This is a genomic window from Rhodospirillaceae bacterium, from assembly GCA_002728255.1.
GTDB lineage: Bacteria > Pseudomonadota > Alphaproteobacteria > UBA7887 > UBA7887.
In genome coordinates this window covers 81,343-107,043 of sequence record PBWV01000044.1, presented here as the reverse complement: position 1 = coordinate 107,043, position 25,701 = coordinate 81,343, and the positions used below count along the sequence as shown (strand labels likewise).

At 48.6% G+C, this 25,701-nt stretch carries 33 protein-coding genes and 1 tRNA gene; all 34 read left to right on the top strand.

Features of this window, described 5'->3' with window-relative positions:
- Window positions 1-69: a hypothetical protein gene (locus CMM32_11410; protein MBT07501.1), complete on the top strand. Its 69-nt coding sequence runs from the start codon at window positions 1-3 to the stop codon at window positions 67-69.
- Window positions 70-118: 49 nt separating this feature from the next.
- Window positions 119-194 (top strand) — tRNA-Trp (locus CMM32_11405).
- A gap of 48 nt (window positions 195-242) precedes the next feature.
- Window positions 243-440: a preprotein translocase subunit SecE gene (locus tag CMM32_11400; protein MBT07500.1), complete on the top strand. Its 198-nt coding sequence runs from the start codon at window positions 243-245 to the stop codon at window positions 438-440.
- 6 nt (window positions 441-446) lie between these two features.
- Window positions 447-977 (top strand): transcription termination/antitermination protein NusG, encoded by a 531-nt coding sequence (locus CMM32_11395; protein MBT07499.1) that lies wholly within the window; start codon window positions 447-449, stop codon window positions 975-977.
- An 83-nt stretch (window positions 978-1,060) separates the two neighbouring features.
- Window positions 1,061-1,492, top strand: a complete 432-nt coding sequence (gene rplK, locus CMM32_11390) for a 50S ribosomal protein L11 (protein ID MBT07498.1) — start codon at window positions 1,061-1,063, stop codon at window positions 1,490-1,492.
- A gap of 4 nt (window positions 1,493-1,496) precedes the next feature.
- Entirely contained in the window at window positions 1,497-2,210 is a 714-nt protein-coding gene (locus tag CMM32_11385) for a 50S ribosomal protein L1 (protein ID MBT07497.1), read from the top strand.
- A 315-nt stretch (window positions 2,211-2,525) separates the two neighbouring features.
- On the top strand, window positions 2,526-3,032 hold the full coding sequence (locus tag CMM32_11380; protein MBT07496.1) for a 50S ribosomal protein L10: 507 nt from the start codon (window positions 2,526-2,528) through the stop codon (window positions 3,030-3,032).
- An 81-nt stretch (window positions 3,033-3,113) separates the two neighbouring features.
- A complete protein-coding gene (locus tag CMM32_11375; GenBank protein MBT07495.1) occupies window positions 3,114-3,491 on the top strand; it encodes a 50S ribosomal protein L7/L12 in 378 nt (125 codons plus the stop codon).
- A gap of 185 nt (window positions 3,492-3,676) precedes the next feature.
- Window positions 3,677-7,990, top strand: a complete 4,314-nt coding sequence (gene rpoB, locus CMM32_11370) for a DNA-directed RNA polymerase subunit beta (protein ID MBT07494.1) — start codon at window positions 3,677-3,679, stop codon at window positions 7,988-7,990.
- A 70-nt stretch (window positions 7,991-8,060) separates the two neighbouring features.
- The gene (gene rpoC, locus CMM32_11365; protein ID MBT07493.1) at window positions 8,061-12,269 is read left to right on the top strand and encodes a DNA-directed RNA polymerase subunit beta'; all 4,209 of its coding nucleotides are present in this window, start codon (window positions 8,061-8,063) and stop codon (window positions 12,267-12,269) included.
- 242 nt (window positions 12,270-12,511) lie between these two features.
- Window positions 12,512-12,883 (top strand): 30S ribosomal protein S12, encoded by a 372-nt coding sequence (locus tag CMM32_11360; GenBank protein MBT07492.1) that lies wholly within the window; start codon window positions 12,512-12,514, stop codon window positions 12,881-12,883.
- Window positions 12,884-12,903: 20 nt separating this feature from the next.
- The gene (locus CMM32_11355) at window positions 12,904-13,374 is read left to right on the top strand and encodes a 30S ribosomal protein S7 (GenBank protein ID MBT07491.1); all 471 of its coding nucleotides are present in this window, start codon (window positions 12,904-12,906) and stop codon (window positions 13,372-13,374) included.
- Between the two features lie 33 nt (window positions 13,375-13,407).
- On the top strand, window positions 13,408-15,483 hold the full coding sequence (fusA, locus tag CMM32_11350) for an elongation factor G (protein ID MBT07490.1): 2,076 nt from the start codon (window positions 13,408-13,410) through the stop codon (window positions 15,481-15,483).
- Between the two features lie 66 nt (window positions 15,484-15,549).
- Window positions 15,550-16,740, top strand: a complete 1,191-nt coding sequence (gene tuf / locus CMM32_11345; protein MBT07489.1) for an elongation factor Tu — start codon at window positions 15,550-15,552, stop codon at window positions 16,738-16,740.
- Between the two features lie 55 nt (window positions 16,741-16,795).
- On the top strand, window positions 16,796-17,104 hold the full coding sequence (locus tag CMM32_11340) for a 30S ribosomal protein S10 (GenBank protein MBT07488.1): 309 nt from the start codon (window positions 16,796-16,798) through the stop codon (window positions 17,102-17,104).
- A gap of 10 nt (window positions 17,105-17,114) precedes the next feature.
- Window positions 17,115-17,888 (top strand): 50S ribosomal protein L3, encoded by a 774-nt coding sequence (locus CMM32_11335; GenBank protein ID MBT07487.1) that lies wholly within the window; start codon window positions 17,115-17,117, stop codon window positions 17,886-17,888.
- Window positions 17,888-18,508 (top strand): 50S ribosomal protein L4, encoded by a 621-nt coding sequence (locus tag CMM32_11330; GenBank protein MBT07486.1) that lies wholly within the window; start codon window positions 17,888-17,890, stop codon window positions 18,506-18,508. The genes CMM32_11335 and CMM32_11330 overlap by 1 nt, the downstream gene beginning before the upstream one ends.
- Window positions 18,505-18,798, top strand: a complete 294-nt coding sequence (locus tag CMM32_11325) for a 50S ribosomal protein L23 (protein ID MBT07485.1) — start codon at window positions 18,505-18,507, stop codon at window positions 18,796-18,798. Before CMM32_11330 ends, CMM32_11325 begins: the two co-directional genes overlap by 4 nt.
- 13 nt (window positions 18,799-18,811) lie before the next feature.
- A complete protein-coding gene (locus tag CMM32_11320) occupies window positions 18,812-19,642 on the top strand; it encodes a 50S ribosomal protein L2 (protein MBT07484.1) in 831 nt (276 codons plus the stop codon).
- 13 nt (window positions 19,643-19,655) lie between these two features.
- A complete protein-coding gene (locus CMM32_11315; protein ID MBT07483.1) occupies window positions 19,656-19,934 on the top strand; it encodes a 30S ribosomal protein S19 in 279 nt (92 codons plus the stop codon).
- Window positions 19,935-19,937: 3 nt separating this feature from the next.
- On the top strand, window positions 19,938-20,315 hold the full coding sequence (locus CMM32_11310; GenBank protein ID MBT07482.1) for a 50S ribosomal protein L22: 378 nt from the start codon (window positions 19,938-19,940) through the stop codon (window positions 20,313-20,315).
- Between the two features lie 3 nt (window positions 20,316-20,318).
- A complete protein-coding gene (locus CMM32_11305; GenBank protein ID MBT07481.1) occupies window positions 20,319-20,999 on the top strand; it encodes a 30S ribosomal protein S3 in 681 nt (226 codons plus the stop codon).
- A 15-nt stretch (window positions 21,000-21,014) separates the two neighbouring features.
- A complete protein-coding gene (locus CMM32_11300; GenBank protein ID MBT07480.1) occupies window positions 21,015-21,440 on the top strand; it encodes a 50S ribosomal protein L16 in 426 nt (141 codons plus the stop codon).
- Window positions 21,437-21,634 (top strand): 50S ribosomal protein L29, encoded by a 198-nt coding sequence (locus CMM32_11295; protein ID MBT07479.1) that lies wholly within the window; start codon window positions 21,437-21,439, stop codon window positions 21,632-21,634. Before CMM32_11300 ends, CMM32_11295 begins: the two co-directional genes overlap by 4 nt.
- 35 nt (window positions 21,635-21,669) lie before the next feature.
- On the top strand, window positions 21,670-21,903 hold the full coding sequence (gene rpsQ, locus CMM32_11290) for a 30S ribosomal protein S17 (protein ID MBT07478.1): 234 nt from the start codon (window positions 21,670-21,672) through the stop codon (window positions 21,901-21,903).
- A 43-nt stretch (window positions 21,904-21,946) separates the two neighbouring features.
- Entirely contained in the window at window positions 21,947-22,315 is a 369-nt protein-coding gene (locus CMM32_11285) for a 50S ribosomal protein L14 (protein MBT07477.1), read from the top strand.
- Window positions 22,315-22,638 carry a 50S ribosomal protein L24 gene (locus tag CMM32_11280; protein MBT07476.1) on the top strand — a complete coding sequence of 108 codons (324 nt, stop codon included), beginning with the start codon at window positions 22,315-22,317 and terminating at the stop codon, window positions 22,636-22,638. Before CMM32_11285 ends, CMM32_11280 begins: the two co-directional genes overlap by 1 nt.
- Before the next feature lie 7 nt (window positions 22,639-22,645).
- Window positions 22,646-23,185, top strand: a complete 540-nt coding sequence (locus CMM32_11275) for a 50S ribosomal protein L5 (GenBank protein ID MBT07475.1) — start codon at window positions 22,646-22,648, stop codon at window positions 23,183-23,185.
- A gap of 33 nt (window positions 23,186-23,218) precedes the next feature.
- Entirely contained in the window at window positions 23,219-23,524 is a 306-nt protein-coding gene (locus tag CMM32_11270) for a 30S ribosomal protein S14 (GenBank protein MBT07474.1), read from the top strand.
- 10 nt (window positions 23,525-23,534) lie between these two features.
- Window positions 23,535-23,933 (top strand): 30S ribosomal protein S8, encoded by a 399-nt coding sequence (locus CMM32_11265; protein MBT07473.1) that lies wholly within the window; start codon window positions 23,535-23,537, stop codon window positions 23,931-23,933.
- A gap of 37 nt (window positions 23,934-23,970) precedes the next feature.
- Entirely contained in the window at window positions 23,971-24,504 is a 534-nt protein-coding gene (locus tag CMM32_11260; protein MBT07472.1) for a 50S ribosomal protein L6, read from the top strand.
- A gap of 8 nt (window positions 24,505-24,512) precedes the next feature.
- Window positions 24,513-24,875: a 50S ribosomal protein L18 gene (locus tag CMM32_11255; GenBank protein MBT07471.1), complete on the top strand. Its 363-nt coding sequence runs from the start codon at window positions 24,513-24,515 to the stop codon at window positions 24,873-24,875.
- A gap of 19 nt (window positions 24,876-24,894) precedes the next feature.
- Complete coding sequence (locus CMM32_11250) at window positions 24,895-25,506, top strand: 30S ribosomal protein S5 (protein ID MBT07470.1); 612 nt, start codon at window positions 24,895-24,897, stop codon at window positions 25,504-25,506.
- The gene (gene rpmD / locus CMM32_11245; GenBank protein ID MBT07469.1) at window positions 25,493-25,690 is read left to right on the top strand and encodes a 50S ribosomal protein L30; all 198 of its coding nucleotides are present in this window, start codon (window positions 25,493-25,495) and stop codon (window positions 25,688-25,690) included. Before CMM32_11250 ends, rpmD begins: the two co-directional genes overlap by 14 nt.
- The last annotated feature ends 11 nt before the right edge of the window (window positions 25,691-25,701 follow it).

The following is a 25,701-nucleotide window of genomic DNA, read 5'->3' as shown; positions in this document are numbered from 1 at the left end:
TTGAGGTTTGCGATACGCGAAGGCGGGCGCACAGTTGGTGCCGGTGTTGTTGCAGAAATTATCGAGTAGTCAGGGTTGAAGGTATATTGATGTGGTGTTGTGGACTCCGCTGACATGGAGGAGTGTAGCTCAATTGGTAGAGCACCGGTCTCCAAAACCGGGGGCTGGGGGTTCGAGTCCCTCCACTCCTGCCAAGGGTCGGTTAAACTTGGACATTTGGTCCAAAATGGGAGCGTTTAAGTATGGCCAAAGTTAATCCAGGCCAATTTGTGCGAGAAGTTCGCCAGGAAGTGGATAAGGTTACCTGGCCAACAAGGAAGGAAACAGGGGTGACTACCGTGATGGTTTTCATCATGGTATTCCTTTTAATGATTTTTTTCTTTTTTGTTGATCAAATCTTGGCCTGGGGTATCAAACTGATTTTGGGCGTTGGGGTGTAGAGGTCCATGGAGCAGCGCTGGTATATAGTTCATACTTACTCTGGTTTTGAGAAGAAGGTTGCACAGGCAATAGGAGAGCAGGCAGTCCGGAAAGGAATGCCGGATCTTTTTGACCAAATACTAGTGCCCACGGAAGAAGTGGTGGAAATGCGGCGGGGCCAGAAGGTAGCTAGCGAACGAAAGTTTTTTCCTGGTTATGTTTTAATAAAAATGACTATGACAAATGAGAGCTGGCATCTAGTTAAGAATACTTCTAAGGTGACGGGCTTTCTTGGAACGGCAAATGAACCGGTGCCCATTTCAGAGGCCGAGGCGAATAGAATACTGCGTCAGGTGCAGGACGGAATTGAGCGGCCCAAGCCGTCGATAACTTTTGATGTGGGTGAAATGGTGAGAGTATCTGATGGGCCGTTTTCTTCCTTTAATGGAATGGTGGAAGAAGTTGATGAGGATAAGGCCCGAATAAAAGTTTCGGTTTCTATATTTGGGAGGGCGACCCCGGTGGAATTGGAGTATAGCCAGGTTGAGAAACTATAGAGTACTTATGGTGTTGCTTTTGGTTCGACGGGTTATTGGTTGATATTAGTTAGGGGGGGCTCGGGGAGCTGAAGGATCGTTCTATGGCAAAGAAAATAGATGGCTTTATAAAGTTACAAGTGCCGGCGGGCCAGGCGAATCCATCGCCGCCGATAGGTCCAGCCTTGGGGCAACATGGAGTTAATATCATGGAGTTTTGTAAGGCTTTCAATGCCGAGACCCAAAAGGTCGAGCAAGGAATGCCAATCCCTACGGTAATAACGGTCTATACGGACCGGAGTTTCAGTTTTACGACGAAGTCCCCGCCGGCTAGTTTTCTTATTAAAAAGGCAGCCGGGGTGAATAAAGGGAATGGCGAGGTCGGTCGTACAGATAATATTGGAAGTATTAGTATGCAAAGTTTGCGTGAGATCGCTGAAGTTAAAAAGGCGGACTTAAATGCAAATGATGTCGATGCGGCGTGCCGAATTTTGGCCGGTACGGCTCGATCAATGGGAATAAGCGTTTCGGATTGAGGATATGGCAAAACAAAGTAAAAGACGGAAATTAGCTTTGGAAGAGTTGGATAATGGTACTGAGTATGACCTATCTGAAGCTATTAAATTGGTGAAGAAGACAGCAAGCACCAAGTTTGATGAAACCATAGAATTGGCGCTGAATTTGGGCGTTGATCCCCGTCACTCGGACCAGATGGTTCGGGGCGCTGTTTCGCTTCCGAATGGTACCGGAAAGACGGTGCGTGTGGCCGTATTTGCTAAGGATGATAAGGCTGACGAGGCTCGGAAGGCCGGTGCCGATATAGTAGGGGCAGATGATTTGGCAGAGAGCGTCAGTAAAGGAGAAATACTATTTGATCGTTGTGTTGCAACTCCTGACATGATGGCCGTGGTTGGCAGATTAGGAAAAGTGCTGGGGCCTCGGGGTTTGATGCCAAACCCAAAGCTTGGAACTGTGACAAACGACGTGGCTGCCGCCGTAAGTGCTGTGAAAGGTGGTCAGGTGGCTTTTCGGGTTGAGAAGGCTGGGATTGTACATGCTGGTGTTGGGAAGGCTAGTTTTTCGGAGGGTGCACTTCAAGAAAATGTTCAGGCCTTTATTGATGCAGTGAATAGTGCTAAGCCAAGTGGGGCGAAGGGGAATTTTTTGCAGCAAGCGACGATTAGTGCCACTATGGGCCCAGGCATAAGGATTGACATAGCAGGGATTTTGGGTGTGAAGAGCACCGAAACTTAGGAGGAGTAGTGTGGGTGTGGTAAGACACCCACAAATGGCCCATTGGGGTTATGATAGTATAGAAAATACCCGTCCAAGACTATTGGTGTTCGTCCCCCGTTCGGGGATCCTTAAAGTGGCTATGAGTGCTTCGCCAATATAGATGGGGTTGCCTAGGAGAAAGGGGGATCTATTTGAATTGATCCAAATTCTTCTGGTGGTTCCGTCTTTATTGGGCAGGTACAAGGGAGTGCCAGTGTGTAAATGCTTATGGCGTTCAGAGTACAACGATCGGCAGGGCCTGTGGGTACTTGTTGTTAAAGTCGGAGAAGGACATTGGACCGAGTCCAAAAGGAAGAATTAGTTAACTCTTTGCGAGAGACGTTTAACGCGGCGAACTCTATAGTGGTAAGTCACTTCAAGGGTTTGACGGCGGCCGAATCTGCCGAATTAAGGCGTAAGATGCGGGCAGCAGGGGCTCAGTTTCGGGTCACTAAAAATAGTCTGGCTCGGAGGGCGCTGGATGGCACTGCTTTTGGAGGCCTTGAAGACTTGTTCGAGGGCCCAACGGGGGTGGCGTGTTCGGAGGACCCAGTAGCGGCAGCTAAAGCATCCGTCGAGTTTGCGAAGGACAGTGATCATTTGGTTATTCTTGGGGGTAGCTTGGATGGGAACCGTTTGAGTGGTGACGAAATAAAGGCGTTGGCGGCTTTGCCATCGGTTGATGAGCTCCGCGCAAAACTGGTGTCTCTTCTCAAAAGGCCCGCTACCAATGTTGTTTCAGTGCTGGCCGCCCCTTCATCCCAATTGGCTAGGGTTTTTGGTGTGTATGGGGATAAATGAGTTTTTAGTGGTATCTGTGGGCTTTCTTGGACGCGGGTAGGTTTATTTTTTTACTTAGTTAGATTAAGGAGATTAGCGTAGATGGCTGATTTGGAAAAAATTGCGGAAGAGCTCTCGGCTCTAACCGTTATAGAAGCTTCTGAGTTGAGTAAGCTCTTGGAAGAAAAGTGGGGTGTTTCTGCGGCAGCGCCTGTCGCGGTTGCAGCTGCGGTTCCTGGGGCTGCTGCTACAGATGCTGGCGAAGAAAAAACAGAGTTTGAAGTAATCCTGGCGTCGGTGGGTGATAAGAAAATAAACGTCATCAAAGAAGTGAGATCTATCACGGGCTTGGGATTGAAAGAAGCAAAAGATTTGGTCGAATCTGCTCCAAAGCCTGTTAAAGAAGGAGCTTCAAAAGATGAAGCAGAAGAACTCAAGAAAAAACTAGAGGGTGCTGGGGCAACTGTGGAAGTGAAGTAATTTCCTTGGGACCTGAGTTGAACTTAACCCGACGCTTGGATCCAATTGCTATTATGATCCAAGCACCCAGGGTTCCGCCGTTTTTTGCCCGCAAAAAAACTGTCGAGGCAATCGGTGGAAGTTTAGGCAGGACCCTAACATTCGCACTTAAAATAGTAGATATAAAGCAGTATTGAGGAGGCATCATGACGCTTTCGTTTACCGGCCGCAAGCGTATCAGAAAAAACTTTGGTCGCATTCAAACTTTAACGACCATGCCAAATCTTATTGAGGTTCAGAAGACTTCATATGACCATTTTTTACAACAGCACATCCCCGCTGAGAGTAGGGGGGCGTGGGGCCTTCAGGACGTTTTTGAGTCTGTATTTCCAATTTTAGACTTCTCTGAACGTACTGAATTGAGTTTCGTCAAATACGAATTTGATAAGCCAAAGTATGACGTAGAAGAATGTCAACAAAGGGGTATGACATATGCCGCTCCGCTCAGGGTTACGTTGCGGTTAACTGTCCTAGATGTCGACGAGGAAACGGGGGCGCAATCTGTACGAGATATAAAGGAGCAAGACGTATACTTTAGTGATATTCCCTTTATGACTGAGAAGGGCACGTTTGTTATAAATGGAACGGAGCGGGTCATCGTTAGCCAAATGCATCGGTCTCCGGGAGTTTTCTTTGACCACGATAAGGGGAAGACACACGCCTCTGGAAAGTTGTTGTTTGCTGCTAGGATAATTCCCTATAGGGGAAGTTGGTTGGACTTTGAGTTTGATGCCAAAGACATAGCTTTTGTCAGAATTGATCGGCGGCGGAAACTACAGGTGGGGACTCTTTTGAGGGCTCTTGGGTTTAGTACGGAAGAAATTCTGGCAAAATTTTACAAACAAACTGTATATAGGCGAGACAAGGTTGGGTGGCGAGCAAAATTTGATGTGGAATCCGTTAGAGGGACCAAACTTCTTTATGATTTGGTAGATGCGAAGACGGGCAGCGTGGTGGCTGAAGTAGGGGAGCGGGCAAATGTGCGCCGCATCAAGGAAATTCAGAAAGCGGGGTTGAAGGATTATATAGCCCCCCTGGAAGAGTTAACGAGCAAGTTCTACGCCAACGATATAATTGATAAAGATGGCCTGGTTATAGCAGAGGCAGGTGATGAGGTAACAGAAGATGGTTTGGAACGCCTACAAGCAAACGGCGTTAGGTCTTTTGCAACCTTGCTGGTGGGTTCAGGCGAGGAGCCTCACCTCTTAAATACCTTAAATGTGGATAAAAACAAAAACAGGCTAGATGCCCTCACAGACATCTATAGGGTGATGCGACCAGGGGAGCCGCCTCACGAGGAAAGTGCTGAGCAACTTTTCTATGGTTTGTTTTTAAGTCCTGTAAAACTTCAGAAATCGGAGGCTGAACTTTTTTGGACGGGCTCTTCAGAGTTGATTTCGGTTGGCCATATTTCCCGTGCTGAGGCGGATTCTAATGCGTGGTTGTTGGATGTGCATGATGGATATGCTGATATAGCTGTTTCTTGCAGCGTATGCCGAGCTCACAGTTTACCCAGTGTAGTTCGCATTAAAGAGGGGGACATAAAGGTAGAGCGTTCCGAGCGTTACGATCTCTCCTCTGTTGGGCGCGTCAAGATGAACTCCCGCCTGGATTTGACTGCACCCGATGCGGTTCGCGAACTCCGGAGGGAGGATATAATCGCTGTTATTGGGACAATGATTGATTTGCGAAACGGTAAGGGCGATGTGGATGATATTGATCATTTAGGGAACCGACGTGTTCGCTCTGTTGGTGAATTAATGGAGAATCAATATCGGGTTGGTCTCTTAAGAATGGAGAGAGCGATTCGGGAACGGATGAGTTCTGTGCCCGAGATTGATGCTGTCATGCCTAATGAGATTGTCAATGCTAAGCCAGCAACCGCTGCTGTGCGTGAGTTTTTTGGATCGTCACAATTATCTCAATTTATGGACCAGACTAACCCTCTATCGGAAATTACTCATAAGCGGCGTTTATCGGCGTTGGGTCCAGGTGGTTTAACGCGCGAGCGGGCGGGCTTTGAGGTTCGAGATGTTCATCCAACCCACTATGGCCGAATTTGTCCCATTGAGACCCCAGAGGGGCCAAATATTGGATTGATCAATAGCCTGGCTACTTATGCCAGGGTGAACCAATACGGCTTTATCGAGAGCCCTTATTGTAAGGTGGTCAAGGGCAAGGTTAGCCCTGAAATTGAGTATTTGAGCGCTATGGAAGAGGGTAAATACACCATAGCGCAGGCCAATGCGGCGCTGACTCGGTCAGGGCGATTTGCTGATGACCTGGTTAGCTGTAGGGTAAATGGTGACTTCGTGATGGTGTCCCCGAACTCAATCGACTACGTTGACGTGTCGCCTAAACAGTTAGTTTCGGTCGCAGCAGCGCTAATTCCTTTTTTAGAAAATGATGATGCTAACCGGGCTTTAATGGGTTCGAATATGCAGCGTCAAGCAGTCCCCCTAATCAGGGCGGAGGCCCCACTGGTGGGCACGGGAATGGAAGAAGTGGTGGCAGTGGACTCAGGATCTACCGTCGTGGCTCGTCGGTCCGGTGTTGTGGACCAGGTAGATGCCAGAAGAATAGTTGTTAGAGCTGCTGAAACTGACGTTGAAGATGACACGGCGACTGGCGTTGACATATATAATTTACTCAAATTTCAGCGTTCGAATCAAAACACGTGCATAAACCAGCGTCCGTTGGTTTCGGTTGGAGATTCCGTTGAGGTTGGCGATATTATTGCTGATGGGCCTTCCACTGAATTAGGTGAGCTTGCCTTGGGTCGGAATATTCTCGTGGCCTTTATGCCATGGAATGGATATAACTTTGAGGATTCGATCCTAGTCTCAGAACGAATTGTCCGCGATGACGTATTCACGTCGGTGCACATTGAAGAGTTTGAGGTCATGGCTCGTGATACGAAGCTCGGGCCCGAGGATATAACTCGCGATATACCCAATGTAAGTGACGAGGCTCTCAGAAATTTAGATGAGGCGGGGATTGTTTATATTGGAGCAGAGGTTGACCCTGGTGACATTCTTGTTGGCAAGATAACTCCTAAGGGCGAGTCGCCCCAAACTCCAGAAGAGAAACTTCTTCGAGCAATTTTTGGCGAAAAGGCTTCAGATGTTCGCGACACGTCGTTGAAGTTGCCTCCGGGGGTGGCAGGTACTGTAGTCGAAGTCAGAGTGTTTTCGCGAAGAGGGATTGATAAGGATGAGAGGGCTTTGGCCATCGAGGCTGCTGAGATAGATCGGCTAGAAAAAGATCGCGAAGATGAGCAGAAGATTTTTGAGAGCAACATTTATGACCGACTTAGGGAGTTAATCGTTAATCGTGTTGCTGTCTCCGGTCCAAAAGGTGTGTCTCCGAATAGTAAAATAACTGAGGAGATACTGTCCGACTACAAGCCAAAGGAATGGTGGCAGTTTGCGGTTAAGGTCGAAAAAGTAATGCAAAGCGTGGAGTTGTTGCGGAAGGAATTAGATACGGCAACGAAGCGTTTGCAGGGTCGTTTTGAGGAGAAGGTAGAAAAGGTTCAGAGTGGCGACGAATTGCTCCCTGGTGTCTTAAAAATGGTAAAGGTATTTGTTGCGGTCAAAAGAAAGATTCAGCCTGGAGATAAAATGGCTGGCCGTCACGGGAATAAAGGAGTGATTTCCCGAATTGTTCCGATGGAGGATATGCCACATTTGGAAGACGGGACGCCAGTTGATATTGTTCTTAATCCTTTGGGTGTTCCGTCTCGAATGAATGTCGGGCAGATTTTAGAGACCCACCTTGGCTGGGCTACTCATGCATTAGGGGCCAAGATAGGCAAGGTTGTTGATCAATTTATGGCTACTGGCGATGATGGTCCTGTTCGCAAGTATCTGGCCGGTGTTTATGGTAAACAGGCAGAGGATGCGGATCTTAAATCTTTTAAGGAAGATGCTTTGCTTGAGTTAGCTGGCAATCTCCGAAAGGGGGTTCCTATTGCGACGCCGGTCTTTGATGGGGCTCATGAGGTTGATATAGCGGAGATGCTTGAGGAGGTTGGACTGGACACTAGCGGACAGAGCGTATTGATTGATGGTCGAACGGGCGAAACATTTGATAGAAAAGTGACTGTTGGATACATCTATATGCTGAAGTTGCATCATCTCGTTGATGATAAGATCCACGCTAGATCGATTGGGCCGTATAGCTTGGTTACCCAACAGCCTCTCGGGGGCAAAGCGCAATTTGGTGGCCAGAGGTTTGGAGAAATGGAGGTATGGGCTCTTCAGGCGTATGGTGCTGCTTATACACTTCAAGAGATGTTAACTGTTAAGTCAGATGATGTTTCTGGGCGTACCAAGGCTTATGAGTCAGTGGTACGTGGGGACGATAGTTTTGAAGCGGGTATCCCAGAATCCTTTAATGTTTTGATTAAGGAGTTACAGGCTTTGGGCCTCGATGTTGATCTCAAGAACATTAGTTAGGACCTTGGTTGGTTTATAAAATTTTTATTCGGAGCGTGCCGAGATATTCGGTTGCAGATAGGAGAGGCCAATGACCGATGCGATGAGTGTATTTTCGCCCGTCAATTCGTCACAAGAATTTGACGAAATTCGAATTTCTATCGCGAGTCCTGAAAAAATCAGGTCTTGGTCGTACGGGGAGGTTAAGAAGCCTGAGACTATAAACTACAGAACTTTTAAGCCTGAGAGAGAAGGGCTGTTCTGCGCTAAAATTTTCGGTCCGATAAAAGATTATGAGTGCCTTTGCGGAAAGTATAAACGCATGAAACATCGCGGTATTGTCTGCGAAAAGTGTGGGGTGGAGGTAATACAGTCGAAGGTTCGACGCGAACGGATGGGCCACATCGAATTAGCAGCGCCCGTTGCTCATATATGGTTTCTGAAGTCTTTGCCTTCGCGCATTGGCTTGCTTCTGGATATGACGCTGAAATCCATAGAGCGTATTTTATATTTTGAAAATTATGTTGTCGTAGAGCCGGGGCTCACCCCGTTAGAACGAAATCAAACTCTGACGGAAGAGGAGTATAATCAGGCCGTTGACGATTATGGTGAAGATGCATTTAGCGCCGGGATAGGTGCTGAAGCAATTCGTGGTATTTTGTCGGAGATCGATCTCGAAGAAGAGCGTAACTTGCTCCGGACTGACCTGGCGGAGACTAATTCCGAGGCAAAACGGAAGAAAATTGTTAAACGCTTAAAGTTGGTGGAGGCATTTATTAGTTCCGGCAATCGTCCAGAATGGATGATTTTTGAAGTATTGCCAGTAATTCCGCCTGAGCTTCGCCCACTGGTCCCATTAGATGGGGGAAGATTTGCCACTTCAGACTTAAATGATCTGTACCGCAGGGTGATCAACCGAAATAATCGCTTAAAACGATTATTGGACCTACGAGCTCCCGACATAATTGTACGAAACGAGAAAAGGATGTTGCAGGAGTCGGTGGACGCCTTGTTTGATAACGGGCGTCGCGGGAGGGTTATAACCGGGGCCAATAAAAGGCCGCTGAAGTCTTTGGCAGATATGCTTAAGGGAAAACAGGGTAGGTTCCGGCAAAACCTGCTTGGGAAGCGTTGTGATTATTCAGGTCGTTCAGTCATTGTTGTGGGTCCAGAGCTAAAACTTCATCAATGTGGATTACCTAAAAAGATGGCTTTGGAGCTATTCAAGCCTTTTATTTACGCTCGTTTGGAACATTATGCTATGGCCAGCACGATTAAGGCAGCTAAGCGAATGGTTGAGAAGGAGCGGCCTGAAATTTGGGATATATTAGAGGAAGTCATTCGAGAACATCCCGTGCTTCTAAACCGGGCGCCGACATTGCACCGGCTAGGGATACAAGCTTTTGAACCGGTGCTCGTAGAGGGGAAGGCTATTCAGCTACACCCGCTGGTTTGTGCAGCTTTCAACGCTGATTTTGATGGTGACCAAATGGCGGTCCATGTTCCTCTGTCTCTAGAGGCTCAATTAGAGGGCAGGGTGTTGATGATGTCCACAAATAATATTCTCAGTCCAGCTAATGGTAAGCCCATTATTGTGCCAACCCAGGATATTGTGCTCGGGCTGTATTACCAGACATACAGTCAGGCAGGATTGGTTGGTGAAGGGAAGGTTTTTGGTGAAGTGGCGGAGTTAAAGCATGCTTTAGAGGCTAACGCTGTGCACCTCCATTCGGTCATTCGAGCTCGCATTGATACCTTCGACGCGGAGGCCAATAGGGTCCAAGAGTTTGTTGAGACAACTCCGGGACGCATACTGCTGTATGAGATTTTACCAAAAAGCCCGAAGATCCCCTTCGGTTTGGTAAACAAGTTATGGACCAAGCGGGAAATAAGTCAGGTCATAGATGAGGTTTATCGACACTGTGGTCAGAAAGAGACGGTGATATTTGCTGATCAATTGATGCTACTTGGTTTTAATCAAGCCTGTAAGGCAGGGATCTCCTTTGGCAAGGATGATATGGTGGTTCCGGTGAAGAAAGAGGCCTTGGTTAATCAGACACGCGACCAAGTTCAGGAGTTTGAAAACCAGTATGCGGAAGGCCTCATTACGCAAGGTGAAAAATATAATAAGGTCATTGATGCGTGGTCCCAATGCACTGATAGCGTTGCCGATGAGATGATGAAAGAGATATCTGGTTCATCCAATGATGAGGTTGCGACAAAAGATAGGCAGATAAATTCAATCTTCATGATGGCTGATTCAGGGGCCCGAGGCTCGCAGGCACAGATGAAGCAATTGGCTGGAATGCGTGGTTTAATGGCTAAACCGTCGGGCGAAATAATTGAGACCCCGATAATTTCGAATTTTAAGGAAGGGTTATCAGTACTTGAATATTTTAATTCGACCCATGGTGCCAGGAAGGGGTTGGCTGATACTGCCCTTAAAACTGCAAATTCGGGATATTTAACCAGGCGATTGGTTGACGTCGCCCAGGATGTAATTATCTCTGAGGATGACTGTGGGACGTCTGAGGGCTTGTCGGTTAGAGCTATTATTGATGGCGGTGAAATCATCGATCCGCTTTCCGATAGAGTGCTCGGGAGAACTGCGGCAGTTGATATAACTGATACGGAAAAGGGGCTAATAGTCTCTGCCGGCACTCTCATCGACGAAGCTGTAGTGGGTAGGATCGATGATGCGGGTATCGAAGAGGTTCGTATTCGCTCTGTTTTGACATGTGAGAGCCGAGAAGGCGTGTGCGTTAAATGCTATGGAAGGGATTTAGCTCGCGGGACGGTGGTAAATATTGGTGAGGCGGTTGGAGTGATTGCAGCCCAATCAATTGGGGAACCCGGGACGCAGTTAACAATGAGAACATTCCATATTGGAGGCGCTGTGCATCAAGGCGCTCAGCAGTCTAGTATAGAGAGTGCGATAGATGGAAGGGTAAAGATTGTAAATAGGAATGTGGTTATTGGCTCTGACGATGTGCCGGTGGTTATGAGCAGAAATTGCGAACTACTATTAGTAACGGGAGAAAGGGATCGTGAGAGGGCAAGGTATAGAGTGCCGTACGGGAGTAGATTGCTTGCCGATGACGGCGCCGAAGTTGAAAGGGGTGCTAAGCTTGCAGAATGGGATCCGCACACTCGACCCATAATCACTGAGAAGTCAGGCAAAATTTTATTTACCGACCTTACTGAAGCCATCAGTATGCGAGAGATTGTTGACGAGGCTACTGGTATAGCAAGCAAGGTTGTCATTGATTGGAAGTCTCAGTCTTCTAAGGGGGATGACTTGCGTCCGCGATTAGTGATAGCGGATGCGAGGGGCCGAGCGCTGAAATTGCCGACTGGGCAGGCCGCCCAGTATGAACTACCTGTTGAAGCAATCATCGGCGTTGAGAATGGTGAAGATGTCAAAGCTGGAGATATTGTCGCGCGAATTCCCCTGGAGGGCTCAAGGGCTCGAGATATAACAGGCGGGCTTCCGCGGGTCGCGGAGTTGTTTGAGGCTAGGAAGCCCAAGGAATATGCTATCATTAGCGAGTGCGACGGGTTCGTGCAGTATGGTAAGGACTATAAGTCGAAGAGACGTCTTATGGTCGTGCCGGAGGGAGAAGAAGATAGCGCAGCAGAGTATCTTATTCCAAAAGGTAAGCATATCACTGTTCAAGAGGGGGATTATGTCCAAAAGGGTGATCTGCTGATGGATGGTAATCCTGTGCCCCACGATATCTTGAGAGTGTTAGGGGTCGCGCAGTTGGCCGATTATTTAGTCAACGAAATCCAGGATGTTTATCGTCTGCAAGGTGTTAAGATCAATGACAAGCATATAGAAGTGATTTGCCGACAAATGCTGCAGAAGGTAGAGATCTCAGAACCAGGTGATACCAGTTTCCTGGTTGGTGAGCAGGTTGATAGAAGAGATTACAAGGCCGAGAATGAAAAGGTTGCTGAAGAAGGTGGAAAGGTGGCTGTAAGCCTGCCCGTATTGCAGGGGATCACGAAAGCTAGTCTTCAGACTAATTCTTTCATTTCTGCGGCCTCATTCCAGGAGACTACCAGGGTTTTAACCGAGGCGGCGGTTAATGGTCGGGCCGATGGGTTGCATGGTCTTAAAGAGAACGTAATTGTAGGACGACTTATTCCAGCTGGGACAGGCAGGCAAGTCAACGATGTTAAGGAGGTTGCAGCAGAGAGAGATCAGGCATTATTGGATGCTCGTGCCCAAGAGATTGACGTCTCTTCAGAGGGCGGGAGTGATCTCGAGGCCGAGACTATGGGGGCTACGGCCTAACTGACTGCAGTAATAGGTCGGGTCAGACATAATCAATTGGTTTTGGGGGTTGCTGTAAGATTTTGTCTTGACGGCTTAATTCTTGGTTCATAGTATGCGCCACCATCAGGCGGGGGTTGGTAGTAGGCTTTGTCCTAGACGCTACTGTCGTTGGTAAAGGGATAATTATAGAAGGCCGTCGCCGTAACCATAACGGATTGCGGGAAATGGGCGTGCTGAAAATTTTGGCGGTGGAGAAGCTAATGCCAACCATTAACCAACTTGTTCGCAAGGGCAGGAAGCGAGTAGTGACTCGCAATAAGGTGCCAGCAATGGAGGCATGTCCGCAGAAACGCGGAGTGTGCACACGAGTGTATACCACTACGCCGAAGAAGCCAAATTCAGCGCTCCGTAAAGTGGCTCGTGTTAGGCTTACAAACGGGTTTGAGGTTACCAGTTACATACCGGGTGAAGGGCATAATTTGCAGGAACATTCGGTCGTGATGATCAGGGGAGGGCGGGTAAAGGACCTTCCTGGTGTTCGATATCATATCGTTAGAGGTGTGCTTGATACACAAGGGGTAAGTGACCGCCGACAGCGTCGTTCCAAATATGGCGCGAAGCGCCCAAAATAGTTTAGTAACAGGAAGAGAAAATGTCTCGTCGACGTGCTGCTGACAAACGTACCATTAACCCAGATCCAAAATTTGGGGACTTGGTGTTGGGGAAGTTTACAAATTGTTTATTGTTTGCAGGAAAGAAATCATCGGCTGAAAAGATTGTTTACGGGGCTTTAGATCATGTTTCTTCCAAGACTGGGGGGGATGCTCTTCGCTCCTTTCATGACGCTCTAAATACAGTGAAGCCGGATATAGAGGTGAAATCTCGACGTGTAGGCGGCGCTACCTATCAGGTTCCTGTTGAGGTCCGTTCAGAACGGGCCCAAGCTTTGGCGATTAGGTGGATAATTGATGCAGCGCGGCACCGGTCAGAGAAAACCATGGTTGAGCGTTTGGCAGGGGAGTTGATGGATGCCGTAAACAACCGGGGTACGGCTGTAAAGAAACGAGAAGATACCCACCGGATGGCTGAGGCTAATAAAGCTTTTTCGCATTATCGGTGGTAAGTTCGCGCTCGCAATAGTTAAGGATTTGTATTGATGACCCGAAGTACACCTCTAAGTGATTATCGTAATATTGGCATTATGGCCCATATAGACGCCGGAAAAACCACTACCACTGAGCGAGTCCTTTTTTATACAGGGCGCTCCCATAGGATTGGGGAAGTCCATGATGGTGCCGCAACCATGGACTGGATGGAGCAGGAGCAGGAACGCGGCATTACTATTACGTCCGCTGCTACAACGTGCTATTGGCGTAATAATCGGATCAATATTATAGATACTCCAGGACATGTGGATTTCACGGTTGAGGTTGAAAGGTCGTTGAGGGTTTTAGATGGCGCGGTATGCGTATTTGATAGTGTTGCTGGCGTGGAGCCGCAGTCGGAGACTGTTTGGCGCCAGGCAGACAAGTACGGCGTTCCGAGGATTTGTTTTGTTAATAAGATGGACCGCACCGGGGCTGATTTTGATAGGTGCGTTAAAATGATGGTGGATCGCCTTGGAACCGTGCCTTTAGTTTTGCAGTTGCCACTTGGTGCTGAGGCTGATTATAGCGGTATTATAGATCTTATTAGTATGAAGGCTGTGCGGTGGAAGGACGAGACGCTTGGAGCTGAGTTTGTCGAAGAGGATATATCAAGTTCAGATTTGCCGAGAGCTGAGGAGTATAGGGAAAAGCTTATAGAGGCAGTGGTGGAGCAGAATGAGGAGGTCCTTGAGGCATACTTGGATGGAACAGAGCCAAGTGGGGATGCTCTTCGGGAATGTATTAGGAGGGGCACTATTGCGGGGGATTTTGTGCCAGTTTTGAATGGTTCGGCGTTTAAGAACAAAGGTGTCCAGCCTTTGCTTGACGCGGTCGTAGATTATTTACCCGCTCCTACAGATGTGCCTGCGATTGCTGGATCTTCGATGGATGGCGATAGTGAAATTTTAAGAAGCAGTGGTGATGAAGAGCCTTTCTCCGCGCTGGCGTTTAAAATTATGAATGACTCTTATGTTGGCTCACTGACCTTTGTTAGGGTTTACTCGGGTGTTTTGGAAGCCGGAAGTTCCTTTCTTAATAGTGTAAAAGATAAGCGTGAGCGGGTAGGGCGGATGTTGGCAATGCATGCTAACCATAGGGAAGACATTGAGATTGCCCGTGCGGGAGATATTGTTGCTTTCTGCGGTTTGAAAAATACGACAACAGGAGACACTTTGTGTGATGCTTCCAGTCCAGTGGTTTTAGAACGGATAGAGTTCCCGGACCCTGTAATAGAAGTGGCGGTGGAGCCTAAGACGAAGGCGGATCAGGACAAGCTAGGAACAGCATTGCAGAGGTTAGCTGCTGAGGACCCGTCCTTCCAGGTTGAGGTGGATGCCGAGTCGGCTCAAACTCTAATAAAGGGGATGGGGGAGCTTCATTTAGATATTTTGGTCGATCGTATGAAGCGCGAGTTTAAGGTGGATGCAAATGTAGGGGCTCCCCAGGTTGCTTATCGCGAGACTATAACGCGGCTTGCTGAAACAGATTACACACATAAAAAGCAGACGGGAGGCTCGGGCCAGTTTGCAAGAGTTAAGTTGGTGATTGAACCAGGTGAAGCAGGCGAGGGTTTCGTGTTCGAAAATAAAATTCATGGTGGTTCAGTTCCTAAGGAATATCTCCCGGGAGTGGAGAAAGGTCTGGTTAGCGGTATGGGTGCCGGCGTTGTAGCCGGATATCCCATGATTGATGTGAAAGTTACATTGATCGACGGGGCCCATCATGAGGTTGATTCGAGCGCTCTTGCGTTTGAGATTGCAGCTCGATCGGCCTTTGGTGAAGCTGTGTTGAAAGCGAAGCCCAAGCTTCTCGAACCAATTATGCGCGTTGAGGTTGTCACTCCGGATGAATATATGGGGGATGTTATTGGGGATCTAAACAGTCGGCGGGGGAATGTGCAAGGGATGGAGCCGGGGGCAAATGCGACAGTCATTAGTGCAATGGTCCCATTAGCCACAATGTTTGGCTACGTTAATAATTTACGTTCCATGACCCAAGGTAGGGCGCAGTACTCAATGTTTTTTGATCACTACAAGCATGTTCCCCAAATGGTTGCTGAAGAGATGCAGGCTAAGTTGGCCTAGTTGGGGTAACCTTGAGTTCTGGTATGGGAAAATATATAGCCGGTTTGATAAAGAGGTAGATATAAGATGGCGAAGGAAAAGTTTGAGAGGACAAAGCCCCATGTGAATGTGGGAACAATCGGCCACGTTGACCATGGTAAGACGACTCTGACTGCGGCAATTACGAAAATTTTGGCGGAGGCGGGCGGTGCTGAGTTCACAGCCTACGATGAAATTGATAAGGCTCCCGAGGAGCGTGAGCGTGGGATAACGATTGCGACGGCTCATGTGGAGTACGAGACTGAGGCGAGACATTATGCTCATGTAGATTGTCCAGGCCACNCTGATTACGTTAAAAATATGATCACAGGTGCCGCCCAAATGGACGGCGCTATCCTGGTGGTGTCGGCCGCTGATGGTCCTATGCCTCAGACACGAGAGCATATTTTGCTTGCCCGTCAGGTTGGGGTTCCGGCGATTGTAGTTTACCTCAATAAATCAGACCAGGTTGATGATCCGGAGCTCNTGGAGTTAGTGGAGTTAGAGGTTCGGGAGCTTTTATCCAGCTATGATTTCCCAGGCGATGATATCCCAATAGTGACTGGCTCTGCTCTGCAGGCTTTGGAAGGGGATGAGGGCGAAGCGGGGAAGCAGTCAATAATGAAGTTGATGGAGGCNGTTGATAGTTATATTCCGACCCCAGATCGTCCTAAGGATCAGCCTTTTTTAATGCCGATTGAAGATGTTTTTTCAATTTCGGGCCGAGGCACTGTTACGACTGGTCGAGTTGAGCAGGGAGTTGTGAATGTTGGGGATGAACTCGAAATTGTTGGAATCAAAGACACTACAAAAACGGTTTGTACGGGTGTTGAAATGTTTCGCAAGTTGTTAGATCAAGGCGAGGCAGGTGATAATATTGGCGCACTTTTGCGTGGCACTAAGCGTGAGGAGGTTGAGCGAGGTCAGGTATTGGCTAAGCCAGGCTCTATTAAGCCACATACTAAATTTAAGGCGGAAGCTTATATTTTAACGAAAGACGAGGGCGGTCGGCACACTCCGTTTTTTACTAACTATCGGCCGCAATTTTACTTCAGAACCACTGACGTGACCGGTAGCGTGGAATTGCCAGAAGGAACAGAGATGATCATGCCTGGCGATAATGTAACGATGTCTGTCGAGCTAATTGTTCCAATCGCCATGGATCAAGGGTTGAGGTTTGCGATACGCGAAGGCGGGCGCACAGTTGGTGCCGGTGTTGTTGCAGAAATTATCGAGTAGTCAGGGTTGAAGGTATATTGATACACTAAATGATAGGGGCTGTGGGAATAAGAAGATGGATAGCCAAAATATTAGAATTCGGCTCAAGGCCTTTGATCATCGTATTCTTGATCAGTCAACCCAGGAGATTGTGAATACTGCTCGACGTACGGGAGCAGAGGTGAGGGGTCCCATCCCCCTGCCGACNAACATAGAAAAGTTCACTGTTTTGAGGGGTCCACATGTGGATAAAAAGTCGCGCGAACAGTTTGAGATAAGAACACATAAAAGGCTCCTAGATATTGTTGANCCAACCCCGCAAACTGTGGATGCGCTGATGAAACTCGATCTCGCCGCCGGGGTTGATGTAGAAATTAAGCTGTAAGGACGGATTTATGCGCACTGGTCTACTAGCTCGTAAAGAGGGAATGTCTAGGGTCTTTATGGAGGATGGGAGCCATCTTCCTGTGACCGTGTTGAGTGTAGAGCATTGTCAGGTGGTCGCGCAACGGACGCGGGAGCGGGATGGATATACTGCTTTGCAGGTTGGAGTAGGTGTGGCTAAGGCCAAAAATACAAATAAAGCGCTAAGAGGGCACTTTGGGACAGCCAAAGTGGAGCCCAAAAAGAGGTTAACAGAATTTCGGGTTACTGAGGATGCCCTCTTGGAAGTCGGCGTAGAACTTTCGGCAAGCCATTTTGTGGAAGGCCAATTTGTGGATGTGACGGGAACATCGATTGGAAAAGGCTTTGCCGGCGCTATGAAGCGACATAACTTTGGTGGCCTTCGTGCTAGTCATGGAGTTTCAATTTCTCATCGTAGCCATGGGTCAACTGGTAATTCCCAAGACCCAGGGAAGGTCTTTAGAGGGAAGAAGATGGCCGGGCAGATGGGTAATCGTAAGACTACGGAACAAAATCTCTATGTTGTCAGGACGGATGAGGCACGGGGTCTTATTTTGTTGATGGGCGCTGTGCCGGGCCCTAAGGGCGGGTATGTTAAGATCAGCGATGCCTGTAAGCATGCTTTGCCGGCCTCGGCCCCCTATCCGGCTGGTCTTAAAGGGGGCAAGACACGGGTGGCAGGGTCGGAGACTTTGGAGGGGCAGAGTGCTGGGGAGCAGGGTGAAACCACTAAGCCGAATGTCGGTGGGGAGGCGAAGCAATGATCCAATGTGACGTGCTAACCCTGGAAAACAAGCCTTCTGGCAAAGTAGACCTTTCTGAGAGTATTTTTGGTGTTGAAGTGCGGACTGATATTTTGCACCGGATGGTGAAGTGGCAGTTAGCCAAACGTCAGTCGGGCACTCATAAGGTAAAAGAGAGAGGGGAGGTGCGGGGGAGCACTGCGAAAATCTATCGACAAAAAGGCACTGGACGGGCGCGACATGGTTCCAAAAAAGTTTCGCAATTTGTCGGTGGTGGGGTGACTTTTGGCCCTGTTGTCCGCAGTCACGCTTTTGCCCTTCCCAAAAAAGTAAGACGCTTAGCTCTCCGGTGTGCGCTGTCGTCCAAACAAAGGGAAGGCAAACTCGTAATTCTTGACAGCGCACAGTTGCAGGAGCCTAAAACCAAAATGTTGTCGGATAAGGTGAAGGCTTTTGGGTGGTCTTCAGTATTGATAGTTGATTCCGTTAATTTAGACGAAAATCTTCAGTTAGCGGCGGGGAATCTAGGATCGGTGGATGTGATTTCTAGTGAAGGCGCTAATGTTTATGATATTCTAAGACGGGATTTTCTAGTCCTGACAACTGCCGCTGTTAACGATCTGGAAGGGCGGTTAAAATGACTAGTGTTGAAGATTTTGACGTCCTGCTAGGACCTATAGTAACGGAAAAAGCAACCAGCCTTAGTGAGCACGGGCAAATTGTTTTTAAAGTCCGTATAGATGCCACCAAAGTACAAATTCGTAGAGCCGTTGAGCGCTTATTTGATGTCAAAGTTACTGGGGTGAATACTATTCGTGTGACTGGAAAAACAAAATTTTTCCGTCAAACATTGGGGCGTAGGTCAAACTACAAGAAGGCTGTGGTCACCCTAGCTGAGGGTCAAAATATTGATTACTTGGCTGGATTATAAAGGAACCTAAGTTATGGCACTCAAACAGTTTCGTCCCATGACGCCATCCCAGCGGCAGTTGGTCACCGTAGATCGAAGCTCACTCCATAAGGGCGGTCCGATCAAGACTTTGACTCACGGTAAAACATCCACCGGTGGACGCAATAGCCAAGGACGGATGACGTCGCGGCACAGGGGTGGGGGTCATAAACGGCGCTACAGAAAAATTGATTTCAAGCGGCGAAAATTCGATATAATTGGGGTAGTGGAACGGCTGGAATATGATCCGAACCGGACGGCCTTTATAGCACTGGTACGCTATAAAGATGACGAACTCGCCTATATTCTGGCGCCGCAGCGAGTTGGGCCAGGCGATGAAATCATTTCTGGTGACCGGGTGGATATTAAGCCAGGTAACGCCATGCCCTTAAAAAATATGCCTGTCGGCACAGTTGTCCATAATATTGAGTTGAAGGAACGTAAGGGTGGCCAGTTGGCGCGAGCGGGTGGCACTTACGCTCAGCTTGTTGGCAAGGATGCAGGTTATGCTTTGCTGCGTCTGTCGTCTGGCGAGCAAAGGATGGTTCGCGCAGAATGCATGGCGACGGTGGGGGCCGTTTCCAATCCGGATCGCAAGAATATCAAGATCGGTAAAGCAGGTCGAAGTAGATGGTTAGGTAGACGGCCAAAGGTGCGTGGTGTAGCCATGAACCCGGTTGATCATCCTCATGGGGGCGGTGAAGGGCGAAGCTCGGGTGGACGACATCCCGTTACGCCTTGGGGCGTGTCCACAAAGGGTAAACGGACTAGAAATAATAAGCGTACTGACAAGTTAATACTTCGTCGTCGCCGGCGTAAGAAATAATTAGGGGGGCTTGATGGCGCGTGCTGTTTGGAAAGGGCCATTTGTGGATGGCTATTTGCTTAAGAAAGTCGAGGAAGTAAATGCGTCGGGACGTAAGACTGTGATAAAGACGTGGTCTCGGCGTTCTACTATTTTACCCCAGTTCGTTGGTCTTACGTTTGGGGTCCACAACGGAAAGAAATTTATACCAGTTTTGGTTACGGAGGATATGGTCGGCCACAAATTAGGCGAATTTTCCCCGACACGGGCATTTTTTGGCCATGCTGCCGATAAGAGAGTAAGGAGAGTTTAGTAAATGGGTAAGCGGAGCCAAGAACGCAGGCTTTCAGCGACAGAGGCCATGGCTGTAGCCGGTCGGCTGAGAACCAGCCCTCAAAAATTGAATTTGGTTGCTAAGCTAATTCGAGGGTTGCCAGCGGAGAATGCGCTCACCCAACTAAAATATTCTCCAAGACGAATTGCAGGTGAAGTAAGGGCGGTCCTCCAGTCGGCGATAGCAAATGCTGAGAATAATCACAATTTGGATGTGGATCGATTGATCGTGGCGGAAGCTTACGTAGGGAAGAGTTTGGTTATGAAGCGGTTTCGGCCTCGCGCTAGAGGTAGGGGCGCCCAGATTATTAAACCTTTTAGTCGAATGACCGTGGTAGTACGGGAGCAGGGGGAAGAATAGGATATGGGCCAGAAAGTTAGTCCAATAGGGATGCGGCTTGGAGTGAACCGAACCTGGGATTCGCGTTGGTATGCGGATGTTGGGTACGGGGATTTACTGCAGGAAGATCTTAAAATTCGTAAATATTTGCTTAAGCGCTTGGATCAGGCGGGTGTTAGTAGAGTAGTGATTGAGCGTCCCGCTAAAAATGCCCGAATTACTATTCATACTGCTCGGCCGGGAGTTGTTATAGGAAAAAAGGGGGCGGATATTGAGAAGCTCAGGCAGGCTGTTGCCGCTCTTACCTCAAGTGAGGTGCACCTAAATATTGTCGAAGTAAGAAAGCCCGAAATCGAGGCTCAGTTGGTTGCGGAGAATGTTGCTCAGCAGCTTGAAAGGCGTGTCGCTTTCAGGCGAGCTATGAAGCGAGCCGTTCAGTCGGCCATGCGGCTGGGAGCGCAGGGAATTAGGATTAATGCTGGTGGAAGGTTAGGTGGGGCTGAGATAGCTCGTACTGAATGGTATAGGGAAGGTCGGGTCCCTCTTCATACACTAAGGGCCGATGTTGACTATGGTGTGGCCCGGGCGGATACGGCCTATGGTACTTGTGGAGTAAAGGTGTGGATTTTTAAGGGCGAGATCATGGAGCACGACCCAATGGCGCAAGATCGTCGTCGGGCTGAGGCACAAGGTATAAGGGTATGATTGTAGGTGTAGGCAATGCTAAGTCCAAAACGCACGAAGTATAGAAAACAACAAAAGGGTCGTATTCACGGTTTGGCCAAAGGTGGGACCGACCTCAATTTTGGTGCCTATGGACTGAAGGCTGAGCAACCGGGGCGCATAACGGCAAGGCAAATAGAAGCAGCTCGAAGAGCGATAACCCGGCATTTAAGGAGAACCGGTCGAATGTGGATTCGGGTTTTTCCTGATGTTCCTGTTAGTAAAAAGCCAGTTGAGGTGCGCATGGGTAAGGGTAAGGGTGTTCCGGAATTTTGGGTTTGTCGGATTAAACCTGGACGGATTATGTTCGAGTTGGACGGCGTGCAAAGCTCTCTTGCAAGGGAGGCGTTTAGGCGTGGAGCGGACAAGTTGCCTATCCGTACACGGATTGTTACTCGCATAGGCGGGGAGATTCAGTCATGAAGATAGAGGACGTTCGGGCTAAGAATGATGGGGAACTAGAAACGGAACTTCTCAGTCTGAAAAAGGAGCAATTTAATCTGCGATTTCAGAGGGCAACAGGACAGTTGGAGAATACCTCTCGTGTGAGATCTGTCCGCCGAGATATCGCTCGCGTACACACTATTATGAAGCAGAGAAGTCAAGCTAGTTCTTAACTTAAAAGGCGGACAGTCGGGAAGTAAGAAGTGATATGCCAAGAAGAGTTTTACAGGGTACGGTTGTGGGAGATAAGTCTGAGAAGACGATAGTGGTTCAAGTGGATCGATTGATCCAGCACCCGCTATACAAAAAGTTTATCCGCAGATCTAAGAAGTACATGGTCCACGACCCTGAAAATACCAAGAAGGTGGGAGATAAGGTCCAGATTCGTGAGTGCCGGCCTATATCTAAGAGTAAACACTGGGAACTAGTGGTTGAGATCTAATGGGGTGGCCAATGGGAAGTGTTGATTTTGGGGGTTACTATAGATGATACAAATGCAGACTCAGTTGGAGGTCGCAGATAACTCGGGCGCACGCCGTGTCCAGTGCATCAAAGTTTTGGGTGGATCCGGGAGAAAAACGGCTTCGATTGGTGATGTTATTGTTGTTTCTGTCAAAGAGGCAATCCCAAGGGGGAAGGTGAAAAAGGGAGATATACATAGAGCTGTTATTGTGCGGACGGCAAAAGAGATAAGGCGGCCAGACGGAGGTGCTATTCGGTTTGATAAAAATGCGGCTGTGTTAATCAGTCAGCAAAATGAGCCTATCGGAACACGGATATTCGGTCCGGTCACTAGGGAACTGCGGTCCCGTCAATTTATGAAAATAATTTCTTTGGCGCCGGAGGTGTTGTGATGACCCAAAAAAAGCGCATAAAAAAAGGTGATGAGGTTGTGGTTGTTTCGGGTCGTGATCGTGGGAAAACAGGAGAGGTCGTTCGAGTTGTGGCGAGCAGTGACAGGATAACGGTCCAGGGGATAGCTCTGGCTAAGCGGCATACCGCGCCCTCAGCGAATAATCCGGGGGGGGTGATCGATAAGGAGATGTCTGTCCATATTTCTAATGTGTCACTTCTGGACCCCAAGGATCGCAAGGCAACTAAGGTGGGTTATAAAATTTTAGAGGATGGCCGCAAGGTCCGTTTTTCAAAGCGCTCCGGCGAAATTATTGATCAGTAGGTGGGAAATGCCTCGTTTACAGGAACATTACGAAAAAGTTGTACGGCAGACGTTGGTGGAGGAGTTCCAATATTCCAATGAAATGCAAATACCTAAGTTAGAAAAAATCGTCGTTAATATGGGGCTGGGGGAATCTGGTCGAGAGACAAAAAAGGTGGAGGGGGCTGTTGCGGACCTAATGGCAATTACTGGACAAAAGCCAGTAGTGACCCTTGCTAAAAAGTCTATAGCTAATTTTAAGTTACGGGAAGGAACAACCGTCGGCTGCAAAGTTACCCTGCGTAGGGATCGGATGTATGAGTTTTTGGATAGATTAGTTACGATTGCTCTGCCGAGAGTGAGGGACTTTCATGGAGTTCCCAGTAGTAGCTTTGATGGTAAAGGTAATTATTCCCTAGGATTAAAGGAGCAGATTATTTTTCCGGAGATTGACTATGATACTGTGGATGAAGTGCGAGGCTTGGATGTGGCTATCGTCACTACGGCTCAGACGAATGAGGAAGGTAGGGCCCTGCTGAAGGGTTTTAATATGCCTTTTGGTGAATGAATATATTGGTAACGTATAAGAGGAGGCATTGGCATGGCTAAACGCAGTGCCATTGAGAAAAATCATAGACGCCAGAGGCTCGTTGCAAAAAATGCCGCGAGACGAAAGGCGATCAAAGAAGTAGCTAATAATAAGACGTTGGCGCCTGAGGAGAGATTTGCTGCATCCCTGAAGCTTGCTCAAATGCCCAGGAATGGTTCTAAGGTTCGGGTGCGTAATCGATGTCAGCTGACAGGCCGGCCACGTGGTTATTATAGGAAACTTAAAATTTCGCGCATCGGGCTTAGAGAGCTCGCTTCATCTGGCCAGGTGCCAGGCATGGTTAAATCAAGTTGGTAGGGTTGAAAAAATGACAATGACAGACCCACTTGGAGATATGCTGACACGCATACGCAATGGTCAAAGGGTAGGGCATCCACAGATCGACTGTCCTTCTTCTCGGTTTCGGGTGAACGTTTTGGAAGTTCTGGAGCGGGAAGGGTACATCCGAGGATTTCGCGAGGTGGAGGAAACCAAAACCCAACCTCGAATAGAGATTGAGCTAAAATATCATGAAGGTTCGCCAGTGATTCGAGCGATACAGAGAGTTTCTCGGCCGGGCCGGAGGATATATGCGTCTATTAAGGATCTGCGTCCGGTGAATAATGGGCTGGGAATATCCATCTTATCTACACCCCGTGGTGTGATGTCAGATGCAGAGGCCCGGATGGCTAATGTCGGAGGGGAAGTGTTATGCACCGTGGTGTAGCCGGAGATTGTTGGTTTAACGGACAGGGATGCTGACCATGTCAAGAATCGGGAAAAATCCAGTTGCTATTCCAGATGGTGTGGATGTCGCTGTCTCCGGCCGAGAGGTTACGGTGAAAGGTAAGTTGGGAGAGTTGAATAGCCAGCTATCTCCGGAGTTGGAGATCTCCACTAAGGATGGGAAGGTTTTTATTAAACCCATTAGGGAAGATAGCGGGGGGCGTTCCATGTGGGGACTAGGGCGTACTATCGTCAACAACATGATTTTGGGGGTTTCACAAGGCTTTAGTCGCAAGTTGGAGATCGTGGGCGTGGGGTATCGCGCGGCAGTTGAAAAAAAAATACTCACCCTTCAGTTGGGATACAGTCACGATATTAAGGTCATGATACCTGATGAAATAGAAGTAATTTGTGAAAAGCCGACTGAGATTGAAATCAAGGGCGTGGATAAGCAGCAAGTTGGGCAACTGGCCTCTGATATTCGCGATTTACGTAAGCCTGAACCCTATAAAGGTAAGGGTGTCAGGTATGTAGGTGAGTATATCCTACGTAAGGAAGGCAAAAAGAAATAGGTGGATGGATGCTTGGGGCACTTAAAATGTTTCAACGAAGGCGGCGGCGCAACAGGCAACGTCTTCGCAAAGTCTCTGGCGGGCGGGCGCGATTGACCGTGTTCCGCTCGAATAAAAATATATATGCTCAAGTTGTTGACGACGGGGCAGGCAAAACAGTTGCCGCTGCATCGACCTTGGATGAGGAAGTGAGGGAGGGTCTTAAAGGTGGAGCGGACATAGAGGCGGCTAGGCGGGTCGGAAAATTAATAGCTAAGCGGGCACAAGCGGTGGGTTGTAGTGATCTTGTTTTTGACCGTGGTGGGTACCTTTATCATGGTCGTGTAAAAGCGTTGGCGGAGTCAGCGCGTGAGCACGGACTTAAATTTTAGATTAGAAGAGGCCGATGTAATGGCAGATGATGGAAACAAGCGGTCCGAGGGCCGGAGCCGTCGAGGAGGCCGGAGAGGCGGAGATCGCCAAGAGCCGGGCCAAGACTTACTTGATAAATTGGTAAGTATTAATCGTGTTGCGAAGGTTGTTAAAGGCGGCAGAAGATTTGGCTTTGCTGCCTTAGTAGTGGTCGGAGATGGAAGCGGTAGAGTGGGGTTTGGTAAGGGCAAGGCTCGGGAAGTGCCGGAGGCTATCAGAAAGGCAACTCAGACAGCTCAGGGCCGCCTAGTGCGGGTTCCACTTCGGGAAGGCCGAACACTACACCACGACGTTAACGGTCGGTTTGGAGCTGGGCGGGTGGTTCTGAGGGCGGCTCCTCCTGGTACAGGAATAATTGCCGGGGGGCCAATGAGGGCCGTGTTTGAAACGCTGGGTGTGCAGGATGTGGTGACCAAATCTATAGGGAGCGCTAATCCGTATAATATGGTGCGTGCTACGTTTGACGCACTAGCTAAAATTGAATCGCCACGCTCGACGGCGGCAAAGCGAAATAAGAAGATTGGGGAGGTCCTTGCTAATCGTGGGAAAGCTGGTGTTGCCAGGGAAAGGGTTCGCGATGGCGCAGAATGAAGTCGGACGATTGCGGGTCACACAGATAGGCAGTGGAATAGGTCGGCCCAAAGATCAAAAAGCCACGTTGGTTGGGTTGGGGTTGAATAAATTAAATCGTACTCGGGTGCTAGATAATAGTCCCTCCATACGAGGAATGATAACTAAGGTCCAGCATCTTGTTCATGTGGAGATCGTTGAGTGAGCAGAATGGTT

Excerpts from the sequence above, each read along its gene's own strand:
- CMM32_11310 (MBT07482.1), top strand. The coding sequence starts at position 19,938 with ATGGGTAAGCGGAGCCAAGAACGCAGGCTTTCAGCGACAGAGGCCATG.
- rpsQ (MBT07478.1), top strand. The coding sequence starts at position 21,670 with ATGCCAAGAAGAGTTTTACAGGGTACGGTTGTGGGAGATAAGTCTGAG.
- CMM32_11260 (MBT07472.1), top strand. The coding sequence starts at position 23,971 with ATGTCAAGAATCGGGAAAAATCCAGTTGCTATTCCAGATGGTGTGGAT.
- CMM32_11400 (MBT07500.1), top strand. The coding sequence starts at position 243 with ATGGCCAAAGTTAATCCAGGCCAATTTGTGCGAGAAGTTCGCCAGGAA.
- CMM32_11280 (MBT07476.1), top strand. The coding sequence starts at position 22,315 with ATGACCCAAAAAAAGCGCATAAAAAAAGGTGATGAGGTTGTGGTTGTT.
- CMM32_11305 (MBT07481.1), top strand. The coding sequence starts at position 20,319 with ATGGGCCAGAAAGTTAGTCCAATAGGGATGCGGCTTGGAGTGAACCGA.
- CMM32_11335 (MBT07487.1), top strand. The coding sequence starts at position 17,115 with ATGCGCACTGGTCTACTAGCTCGTAAAGAGGGAATGTCTAGGGTCTTT.
- CMM32_11325 (MBT07485.1), top strand. The coding sequence starts at position 18,505 with ATGACTAGTGTTGAAGATTTTGACGTCCTGCTAGGACCTATAGTAACG.
- rplK (MBT07498.1), top strand. The coding sequence starts at position 1,061 with ATGGCAAAGAAAATAGATGGCTTTATAAAGTTACAAGTGCCGGCGGGC.
- CMM32_11315 (MBT07483.1), top strand. The coding sequence starts at position 19,656 with ATGGCGCGTGCTGTTTGGAAAGGGCCATTTGTGGATGGCTATTTGCTT.
- CMM32_11355 (MBT07491.1), top strand. The coding sequence starts at position 12,904 with ATGTCTCGTCGACGTGCTGCTGACAAACGTACCATTAACCCAGATCCA.
- rpmD (MBT07469.1), top strand. The coding sequence starts at position 25,493 with ATGGCGCAGAATGAAGTCGGACGATTGCGGGTCACACAGATAGGCAGT.
- rpoC (MBT07493.1), top strand. The coding sequence starts at position 8,061 with ATGACCGATGCGATGAGTGTATTTTCGCCCGTCAATTCGTCACAAGAA.
- CMM32_11385 (MBT07497.1), top strand. The coding sequence starts at position 1,497 with ATGGCAAAACAAAGTAAAAGACGGAAATTAGCTTTGGAAGAGTTGGAT.
- CMM32_11320 (MBT07484.1), top strand. The coding sequence starts at position 18,812 with ATGGCACTCAAACAGTTTCGTCCCATGACGCCATCCCAGCGGCAGTTG.
- rpoB (MBT07494.1), top strand. The coding sequence starts at position 3,677 with ATGACGCTTTCGTTTACCGGCCGCAAGCGTATCAGAAAAAACTTTGGT.
- CMM32_11275 (MBT07475.1), top strand. The coding sequence starts at position 22,646 with ATGCCTCGTTTACAGGAACATTACGAAAAAGTTGTACGGCAGACGTTG.
- CMM32_11285 (MBT07477.1), top strand. The coding sequence starts at position 21,947 with ATGATACAAATGCAGACTCAGTTGGAGGTCGCAGATAACTCGGGCGCA.
- CMM32_11395 (MBT07499.1), top strand. The coding sequence starts at position 447 with ATGGAGCAGCGCTGGTATATAGTTCATACTTACTCTGGTTTTGAGAAG.
- CMM32_11295 (MBT07479.1), top strand. The coding sequence starts at position 21,437 with ATGAAGATAGAGGACGTTCGGGCTAAGAATGATGGGGAACTAGAAACG.
- CMM32_11255 (MBT07471.1), top strand. The coding sequence starts at position 24,513 with ATGCTTGGGGCACTTAAAATGTTTCAACGAAGGCGGCGGCGCAACAGG.
- CMM32_11265 (MBT07473.1), top strand. The coding sequence starts at position 23,535 with ATGACAATGACAGACCCACTTGGAGATATGCTGACACGCATACGCAAT.
- CMM32_11360 (MBT07492.1), top strand. The coding sequence starts at position 12,512 with ATGCCAACCATTAACCAACTTGTTCGCAAGGGCAGGAAGCGAGTAGTG.
- CMM32_11300 (MBT07480.1), top strand. The coding sequence starts at position 21,015 with ATGCTAAGTCCAAAACGCACGAAGTATAGAAAACAACAAAAGGGTCGT.
- CMM32_11250 (MBT07470.1), top strand. The coding sequence starts at position 24,895 with ATGGCAGATGATGGAAACAAGCGGTCCGAGGGCCGGAGCCGTCGAGGA.
- CMM32_11270 (MBT07474.1), top strand. The coding sequence starts at position 23,219 with ATGGCTAAACGCAGTGCCATTGAGAAAAATCATAGACGCCAGAGGCTC.
- fusA (MBT07490.1), top strand. The coding sequence starts at position 13,408 with ATGACCCGAAGTACACCTCTAAGTGATTATCGTAATATTGGCATTATG.
- CMM32_11375 (MBT07495.1), top strand. The coding sequence starts at position 3,114 with ATGGCTGATTTGGAAAAAATTGCGGAAGAGCTCTCGGCTCTAACCGTT.